Origin of the sequence: Nocardia sp. NPDC058497 (assembly GCF_042720195.1) — a bacterium.
GTDB lineage: Bacteria > Actinomycetota > Actinomycetes > Mycobacteriales > Mycobacteriaceae > Nocardia.
Genome location: NZ_JBHXMY010000999.1, coordinates 1 through 1,270 on the forward strand (window position 1 = coordinate 1; position 1,270 = coordinate 1,270).

General features: G+C 64.0%; 1 protein-coding gene. It reads left to right on the forward strand.

The features are described from left to right. The coding region (locus ACFWPJ_RS33220; protein ID WP_378857545.1) for a potassium transporter at positions 1-1,267 on the forward strand (1,267 nt) is incomplete at its 5' end. Positions 1,268-1,270: the final 3 nt, after the last annotated feature.

A 1,270-nucleotide genomic window follows, 5' to 3' on the forward strand; every position in this document is an offset into this window, starting at 1 on the left:
CGTGGCGACAACCCCCTATGTGCTCGACCACATAGAATATTGCCTCGACACGATCAAGCAGCGCGTCCAGGTCGACGAGCTCTTCGGATGGACCATGGTCGCGCACGACGAGACCGAGGGCATGGTCCGGATCACCTGTGAGTCCGCGGACGGCGCGACCGTGGTGGTCGAGGCGAAGCGGCTGATCAAGGCCTACGGGTTCCGCATCGCACCGAATGAGCCGTTCGATGTCTCCAGCACGCGGGTGCGGTCGGTGTCGCCCGACTTCTGCGATCTGCACGGCGACGACATGCGAAACAGTGCTGCCCCGGTATGGATCATCGGTGGCGGCAAGACTGCCATGGACACCGCACTCGAGCTCATCACGGAGTACCCCGGCCGCGAGGTGAATCTCGTAGCCGGGTCGGGCACGTTCTTCCACAGCCGCGAGAAGCTCTTCCCCGCCGGTGCCCGAAGGTGGTGGGGCGGTGATCTTTCCAGCAGGCTCCTCAGAGAATCCAGCCGCCGATTCGACGGGACCAACGAGGCCGAACTGTGGGACTGGCATCGCACGGCATACGGCACCTGGGTTACCCCGGAGACCGGCAGCTTCCTGCTGGGAATTCTGTCGGAATCAGAGAAGTCGACGATCGCCGCGGGATTGCGCCGGGTGGTCATGGACTACCTCGTTGATGCCGTCGACGACCGCGATGAGACACGCCTGGTCTTTCGCAGCGGTGCGACGACGACCGTCCCGCCGGGCAGCTGGATAGTGAACTGCACCGGTTACGTGATGCGGCACGATTACCCCTACGAGCCCTACATCTCCAGCGGCGGAGCGGTCCTGTCGATCCAGCCCCGGTCCGCCACCATGTACCTGACCTCGATGATCGGCTACTTCCTGACTCACCTGATGTTCCTGGACCGGATCAGCGACACCCCGCTCTACGAACTCGACGTGCCGGAACTGGCGAGCAAGTCCAGAACCGTTCTCCCGTACACGCTGTTCACACTCACCCTGTACAACGCCGGCATCATCTACGACAACGTTCCGATCGCGGTATATCGCGATTTCGGACTCGACTTCGATCGCTGGTATCCCTTGCCACGCCGGATGGAGGCCATGGCACGGTTCGCGCTCACGCACCGCCGCGAAGCCGAACACCAGCGTCGCGCCCTGGACACCGTTCGCGACCGGTTCGATGTCCGCTGCGGCGCCCTGGTACAGGAGGGTCGGCACGGCGCCACGACCGAGGTGGCGAACCGAGGTCGCGGCGGCACCGTGTAAAAC